The organism is Nonomuraea sp. NPDC050310, assembly GCF_040655795.1.
In the GTDB taxonomy this organism is placed as follows: Bacteria; Actinomycetota; Actinomycetes; order Streptosporangiales; family Streptosporangiaceae; genus Nonomuraea.
The window spans coordinates 74437-80997 of the sequence record NZ_JBFAKP010000028.1 but is presented as its reverse complement, the minus strand read 5'-3'; the positions used below and the strand labels follow the sequence as shown (position 1 = coordinate 80997).

Genomic DNA, 6561 nt, shown 5'->3' with positions numbered 1-6561 from the left:
CCCCGAGCTCACAAAAACCCCCCACCACCACCCCGGCCGGGTTGAGGCGGGGCGCCGCGAGGCCTGCGCCCCGCCCCGCCCGCACCGCGGCGAGCCGGCCGAGGCGCTGGACTACTACGGCCGGGCCTTGGTCCTCTTCGAGGAGACCGGCGACCGGTACCGCGAGGCGGTCACGCTCGGCCGGGTGGGCGACCTGCGCGCCGAGACCGGCGCGGCGGCCGAGGCACGCCAGGCGTGGCGGCGGGCCCACGACCTGCTCGCCGAGTTCGGCGACCCGGAAGCCGAGGTGCTCCGGTCGAAGCTGGGGGACGAAAGCCGGTCTCCGGACGAGTGGCCGACGATCGTGGCGATCGAGGCCCGGGGGATCCCCGGCCGCAGGCAGGCGAGCCTGGTCCGCTCGGCCTTCACCCGCGCGGGCATCGCGCTGAACGCGTGCCGCCTGGTGGAGCACGAGGACGGCCTGCTGATCCTCGCGCCCGGCGAGCTGCCCAAGGCGCCCTTCGCCGAGGCGCTGGCGCGGGAGCTGGCCTGGGTCTGGACCGGCCCGAGGGGCTCGGCGCTGCGGGTCGCCGTGCACGCGGGCGAGGTGCGCGAGACCGACGACGGACCGGCCGGCTCCGCGCTCGCCTACACCCGGCTGCTGGCCGCCGGGGTCCCGGCGATCGAGGGGACGATGTCGTTCGTGTTGTCCCCCTGGTTCTACGAGCACGTGGCGCAGCCGGGCGGGTACGGCCTGGTCTCCCTGCCGCTGAAGCAGGCCGAGGCGACGGCTTGGCGACAGTGCTTCCCGGAGGACGTCTGACCTCAGCCGCCCGAGGTCAGCGGCGTAGTTCGGCGCGTAGGTCCTCCGGGGTGGTGACCGGCAGGCGGCAGGCGAAGTTCCGGCACACGTACGCCGCCGGGGCGCCGTCCACCGGGGTGCGGCCCTCCAGGAGCGGCACCGCGCCCGGTCCGGTGGCCAGCACGAGGGGGACGCCGGACAGCAACGCCGCGCGCTGCAGGGCACGGGTGCGCGGGTCGGCGGGGTCGCCGACGATCGCCACCTCGACCGGGCCGGCCTGGGCGGCGACGGCGACGGCCAGGCCCCAGCCGGCGAAGCGGGCGTGCCCGCGGGCGAGCACCGAGACGGTGGCCAGGGCCGCGAGCGCGGCTTCCCGGTGGCGTGTGGAGCCGGTCAGCGCCGAGTAGGTCAGCAACGCGCCGGCGGCGGCGAACTGGCCAGAGGGGGTGGCGTTGTCGGTCGGGTCCTGGGGCCGCTGGAAGAGCCGCTCGGCGTCGTCGGCGGTGTCGTAGAAGCCGCCCTCCCCGTCGGCGAAGTGCTCCAGGACCACCTCCAGGAGCGCCCCGGCCAGCTCGTACCAGCGCGGCTCGCCGCTCACCCCGAAGAGCGCGAGCAGGCCCTCGGCCAGGTCGGCGTAGTCCTCCAGCACGCCGGCGTTGTGACCGGCGCGGCCGTCGCGGGAGGTGCGGACCAGCCGGCCGTCCCGCCAGTGCACCTCGTCGAGCAGGCGGGCCGCCGCGGTGGCGGCGTCGATCAGGTCGGGGCGGTCGAAGAGCAGGCCGGTCTCGGCGAGCGCCGCGATGGCCAGGCCGTTCCAGGCCGCGACCACCTTGTCGTCACGGCCGGGCCGGACGCGGAGCTCGCGGGCGGCCAGCAACGCCTGCCGTACGCGGTCGTAGCGGGCGCGGTCGCCGGGGTCGGCGAGGAGCTGGAGCACCGAGGAGCCGTGCTCGAAGGTGCCGGTGACCTCGAACAGCTCGGCCGCCCAGGCGCCGTCCTCGGGCCCGAGCACCTCGGTGAGCTGCTCGGGCGTCCAGACGTAGAAGCGGCCCTCCTCGCCCTCGCTGTCGGCGTCGAGCGCCGAGGCGAAGCCGCCCTCGGGCGTGCGCAGCTCGCGCAGCAGCCAGTCGGCGGTCTCCAGGGCGACCCGCCTGGCCAGCGGGTCGCCGGTCACGGCCCACCAGTGGCTGTAGACGCGCAGCAGGAGCGCGTTGTCGTAGAGCATCTTCTCGAAGTGCGGCACCACCCACTCGGCGTCCACGCTGTAGCGGGCGAAACCGCCGCCGAGCTGGTCGTACAGCCCGCCGCGCGCCATCCGCTCCAGCGTGGCCCCGCTCATCTCCCGCTCGCCGTACCGCAGCAGGAACTCCAGCGCCATGGACGGCGGGAACTTGGGCGCGCCCCCGAACCCGCCGTTGACCCCGTCGAACGCCGACCCCAGATGCTGTACGGCAAGCTCCAGCGTCTCGGCTGTGGGCGCCGGCCCCTTGGGCAGCGCGGTGCCGGCGTTGAGCACCTCGACGACCTTGGCGCCCTGCTTGAGCACCGAGTCACGGTCGTCGGTCCAGGTCTGGTGCACGGCGACGAGCAGCCGCTGGAACTGCGGCCGGGGGAAGTAGGTGCCGCAGTAGAACGGGTCGCCGCCGGGCGTGGCGAAGACCGTCATCGGCCAGCCGCCCTGCTGGATCATCGCCTGCGTCGCGGACATGTAGACCGCGTCCACGTCGGGCCGCTCCTCGCGGTCCACCTTGACGTTGACGAAGAAGGTGTTCATCAGCTCGGCGGTGGCCGGGTCCTCGAAGCTCTCGTGAGCCATGACATGACACCAGTGGCACGCGCTGTAGCCCACGCTGATCAGCAGGGGGACGTCGCGCTCGCGGGCGGCCTCGAAGGCCTCGGGCCCCCATTCGTACCAGTCGACGGGATTGTCGGCATGCTGGAGGAGGTATGGGCTCGTGGCGTTCCGCAACCGGTTCACCGGTTCAGCCTAACCAGGCCGTCGCGGGCCGGGGTATGCCGACATCCGGGGGTCAGGGCGTAGTCTCCGTGAGCGTGGACCTCGATTACGTGTGCGCGCACGCCGGCCGTTCCCCGCTGGCGCTGACCAGGCGGGACGTGGCCAGGGCGCTGCTGGCCGTACCGTCGGGGGTGGCGCTGGTGGCGCTGCCCGACCTGCGCAAGGAGCTGCTGGCGGCGGGCAACCCGCTGTCGGTCACGTTCTGGGAGAGCGCCAAGGCCACGCTGAGCTCGATCGAGGCGGGCCAGGCCACCGTGGGGGACGTGCAGCGGTGGCTGGAGGCGACCGGCACGGAGCCGATCCTGCTGACCTCCACCTACTTCCTGTGGCCGGAGGAGGACGAGCGCGGCCCGGTGGCCGAGGAGATGCACGCCCGGCTGGTCGCGGAGCTGGAGGCGCTGGTCGAGGCGGGCACGATCGACCCCGACGCGCTGGCACGCGGCGAGGGGACGGCCCGGCGGACCTACGAGCAGGTGCAGGAGGCGTGGCTGAACACGCCGCTGCCGGACGGGCGCGTCCCCGAGCACGTCGTCGCCGAGGAGCAGGACGCCGAGCTGATGGCGGGCTGGGACGAGCAGGAGGAACTGGCGCTGAGCGAGCTGCGCCGCATCCTGGACGAGCTGCCGGCCCGGCCCGGACGGCCGCAGGCGGCCCTGGAGACCGCGGCTAGCAGGCTGCGGCAGGTGCTGGACTTCCCCGGCTACCCGGGCAACGTGCTGCGGGCGTGCGCGGGCTTCGACGACCGGGCGGTGCCCGAGGGGGCCGAGGAGCTGTGGCTGGCGGTCACCGCCGGGGTGGCCGGGCCGATCTCCGACCTGCCGGAGGAGGACGACGACCCCGAGGAGTTCGGGCGCCTGGACGAGGAGCTGACGCCGGAGGACGAGGCGCTGGCCGCGCTGTGCTCGATCTCGCACGCCGACTGGCTGGCCGTGGTGGCGGCGCTGGCGCGGCTCGGTCCGGGCACGCCCGCCTCGCCCGAGCGGCTGGCCCGGCTGGTGGCCGACTCCGAGGACGTGGAGCAGGCCGACGACGAGCCGGACGACGTGGAGACGCTGGAGGGACTGTTCGTCCAGGTGGTCGCGCTCTGGGCGCACCTGGGCGTGGTGGACGAGGACGAGGCGCTCACCCCGCTGGGCTGGTGGGGCCTGCCCGCCGCGCTGGAGCGCGCCTGGTCGCCGGAGTGAGCCTCAGGCCGGGGCGAGCAGGTCCTTGTACTCCGGGTGCCGCTCGATGAACCGCGAGATGTACGGGCACAGCGGCCGGACGGTGAGGCCGGTGTCGCGCGATACGTCGAGGGCGTGCTTGACCAGCTTGCCGGCCAGCCCCTGCCCCTCGTGCTCCGGGAAGACCTCCGTGTGCGTGAACACCACGGTCGTGCCCCGGAGTTGGTACTCGGCGAAGCCGGCGAGCTCCCCGTCCAGGGTGATCTCGAACCGGCTCCGCTCGGGGGCGTCGGTGACTTCCAGGCCCATGTCAGTCCTTGTCGAGGTCGGATTCGCGCGGAACTTCGATCTTCGCCATCTGCTTGTTCATCGACTTGATGAGGAAGTAGAGGGCGACGCCGATGAGCGCCACGACCAGGAAGGCGATGACCCCGGGGCCGTACGGGCTGTTGGCAACGCTGCTGTTCACCCTTCCAGACTACTCAGCCCTGGAGAGCTCCTCACAGTGGATGCCCGCGAACAGGTCGCCCTCGGGCAGGTCGGTGTCGACCAGCGAGCGCGCCAGGTGGTAGTCCTCGGTCGGCCAGATCTCCTGCTGCAGTTCGCGCGGGCAGGAGAAGAACCAGCCGTCCGGGTCGATCTGGGTGGCGTGCGCCAGCAGGGCGTTGTCGCGCTGCTCGAAGTAGTCGGCGCAGGGCACGCGGGTGGTCACCGGCCACTTCTGCGGGCGGTCCTCCCAGCGGGCGATCCAGTCGGCGTACGGCGAGCCGATCCCGCGCTCGGTCATGGCCTCGTGCAGGGCCTCGAACCGGGCCTTGGTGAAGCCCATGTGGTAGTAGAGCTTGAGCGGCTGCCACGGCTCGCCGGTGCCCGGGTAGCGGTCGGGGTCGCCGGCCGCCTCGAACGCCTCGACCGAGACGCGGTTGGTCATGATGTGGTCGGGGTGCGGGTAGCCGCCGTCGTCGTCGTAGGTGATGATCACGTGCGGGCGGAACTCACGCACCGCGGCGATCAGCGGGGCGGCCGCCTTATCCAGCGGCTGCAGGGCGAAGCAGCCCTCGGGCAGCTCCTCCTCCTCGCTCTCCGGCAGGCCGGAGTCGATGAAGCCCATGAACTGCTGCTTCACGCCCAGGATCTCGCGCGCCCGCTCCATCTCCAGCCGGCGGACCTCAGCGATGTTGGCCACGACCTCGGGGCGGTCCATCTTGGGGTTCAGCACCGAGCCCCGCTCGCCCCCGGTGAGCGTACAGACCAGCACGTCCACGCCTTCCGCGACATAGCGTGCCATCGTCGCGGCGCCCTTGCTCGACTCGTCGTCGGGGTGCGCGTGGACTGCCATCAGTCTCAGGGGTGCACTCACAGTTGGGATCCTCAGATAGTTTCACATCGGGCGTCGGGCGCAGGGGCAAGACCCCCGCGGGCGACAATTGTCTCGGATAACGCCGAGGAAGTGCAGGGAGATTCCGCCATGGCCACCAGAGATGTCGAGAACGGTCCAGTTCTCGGCACCCCCGACGACTTCCCCGACCGGCCGCAGCGACAAGGACGCCTGGTCGTGCACGTCGTCATCGGGGTGCTGGTGGCGATCTTCATGGGCGGATGGGGGTATGTGGTCTGGATCGCGACCGGCGACGCCGGCGTGCCGAGCCGGGTGCTCACGTTCAACGTGAAGGCGCCCGACCGCGCCGAGATCACCTTCGCCCTCACCAAGCCCGACGAGCGCACGGCCCGCTGCCGGATCCAGGCCCTGGACAAGAACCACGTGGAAGTCGGCAGCAAGGAAGTAACGATTGCCGCTGGTGAGGGTATGAACCAACTCAAGGAGAGCCTGCAGACCAGTGCTCAGGCGTCTTCCGTCCACATCCAGTACTGCAATCTCGTATAGTGAGACATTTGGGGAAGCGATCGAACGGCTGACTTGTTAGCCTTTCGCAATTCAGCGGACCCAACTGACAGGGCCCCCTAGGCAAGCAAGGAGAACCCGTGGCCGACTCGCGCGATGAGAACGTCACCTGGCTGACGCAGGAGGCGTACGACCGCCTGAAGGCGGAGTACGAGCACCTCTCGGGCCCCGGGCGCGTCGACATCGCCAAGAAGATCGAGGCCGCCCGCGAGGAGGGCGACCTGAAGGAGAACGGTGGCTACCACGCCGCCAAGGACGAGCAGGGCAAGATGGAGGCCCGCATCTTCCACCTCCGGCAGATCCTCGACAACGCCAAGGTCGGCGAGGCCCCCACCACCGAGGGCGTGGTGGGCCCCGGCATGACCGTCACCATCCGGTTCGAGGGTGACGAGGACGAAGTCACCTTCCTGCTGGCCTCCCGCGAGGAGAGCGGGGCGCCGATCGACGTCTACTCGCCCAAGTCCCCCCTCGGCGCGGCGATCAACGGCAAGAAGATCGGCGAGCGGGCGACCTACGCCATGCCCAACGGCCGCCAGAACACGGTCGAGATCCTCGAGGCTGTGCCGTACGTCGGCAACTGACCCCAGAAGAACGGATCCGCCGGGCCCCCTTAGGCCCGGCGGACTTTTCGCATGGGATCAGGGGGGACCTGGCCTATCTGTTCCGCCGTTTCCGCCGGCGTCCCCCCGAGCCCGTC

At 71.8% G+C, this 6561-nt stretch carries 8 protein-coding genes; 4 read left to right on the top strand and 4 right to left on the bottom strand.

Translation table 11 applies throughout. The annotated features are described in order from the left end of the window. Nucleotides 1-802: tetratricopeptide repeat protein (locus tag AB0I67_RS38740; protein WP_357934732.1), on the top strand; the 802-nt coding region annotated here is incomplete at its 5' end. 16 nt (nucleotides 803-818) lie between these two features. Here AB0I67_RS38740 and AB0I67_RS38735 read toward each other — a convergent pair. Continuing rightward, a complete protein-coding gene (locus AB0I67_RS38735; protein ID WP_357934729.1) occupies nucleotides 819-2759 on the bottom strand; it encodes a thioredoxin domain-containing protein in 1941 nt (646 codons plus the stop codon). 74 nt (nucleotides 2760-2833) lie between these two features. Here AB0I67_RS38735 and AB0I67_RS38730 point away from each other — a divergent pair, with 74 nt between their 5' ends. After that, nucleotides 2834-3982, top strand: a complete 1149-nt coding sequence (locus AB0I67_RS38730) for a hypothetical protein (RefSeq protein WP_357934726.1) — start codon at nucleotides 2834-2836, stop codon at nucleotides 3980-3982. A gap of 3 nt (nucleotides 3983-3985) precedes the next feature. On the opposite strand, the gene AB0I67_RS38725 is transcribed toward AB0I67_RS38730, so the two are convergent. The 3 genes from AB0I67_RS38725 to mca are packed head-to-tail and all read right to left on the bottom strand — an operon-like array spanning nucleotide 3986 to nucleotide 5300. Next, on the bottom strand, nucleotides 3986-4270 hold the full coding sequence (locus tag AB0I67_RS38725; protein ID WP_357934724.1) for a GNAT family N-acetyltransferase: 285 nt from the start codon (nucleotides 4268-4270) through the stop codon (nucleotides 3986-3988). Between the two features lies 1 nt (nucleotide 4271). After that, on the bottom strand, nucleotides 4272-4430 hold the full coding sequence (locus AB0I67_RS38720; RefSeq protein ID WP_357934721.1) for a hypothetical protein: 159 nt from the start codon (nucleotides 4428-4430) through the stop codon (nucleotides 4272-4274). Nucleotides 4431-4439: 9 nt separating this feature from the next. Then, entirely contained in the window at nucleotides 4440-5300 is an 861-nt protein-coding gene (gene mca, locus AB0I67_RS38715) for a mycothiol conjugate amidase Mca (RefSeq protein ID WP_357934718.1), read from the bottom strand. A 129-nt stretch (nucleotides 5301-5429) separates the two neighbouring features. Between mca and AB0I67_RS38710 the strand changes: the two genes are divergently transcribed. Together AB0I67_RS38710 and greA are read left to right on the top strand one after the other, a co-directional pair. Next, nucleotides 5430-5846, top strand: coding sequence for a DUF4307 domain-containing protein (locus AB0I67_RS38710; RefSeq protein ID WP_357934716.1), 417 nt, complete (start codon nucleotides 5430-5432; stop codon nucleotides 5844-5846). A 98-nt stretch (nucleotides 5847-5944) separates the two neighbouring features. Further along, on the top strand, nucleotides 5945-6445 hold the full coding sequence (gene greA / locus AB0I67_RS38705; RefSeq protein ID WP_357934713.1) for a transcription elongation factor GreA: 501 nt from the start codon (nucleotides 5945-5947) through the stop codon (nucleotides 6443-6445). Nucleotides 6446-6561 lie beyond the last annotated feature (116 nt).

Excerpts from the sequence above, each read along its gene's own strand:
- AB0I67_RS38725 (WP_357934724.1), bottom strand. The coding sequence starts at position 4,270 with ATGGGCCTGGAAGTCACCGACGCCCCCGAGCGGAGCCGGTTCGAGATC.
- mca (WP_357934718.1), bottom strand. The coding sequence starts at position 5,300 with ATGGCAGTCCACGCGCACCCCGACGACGAGTCGAGCAAGGGCGCCGCG.
- AB0I67_RS38710 (WP_357934716.1), top strand. The coding sequence starts at position 5,430 with ATGGCCACCAGAGATGTCGAGAACGGTCCAGTTCTCGGCACCCCCGAC.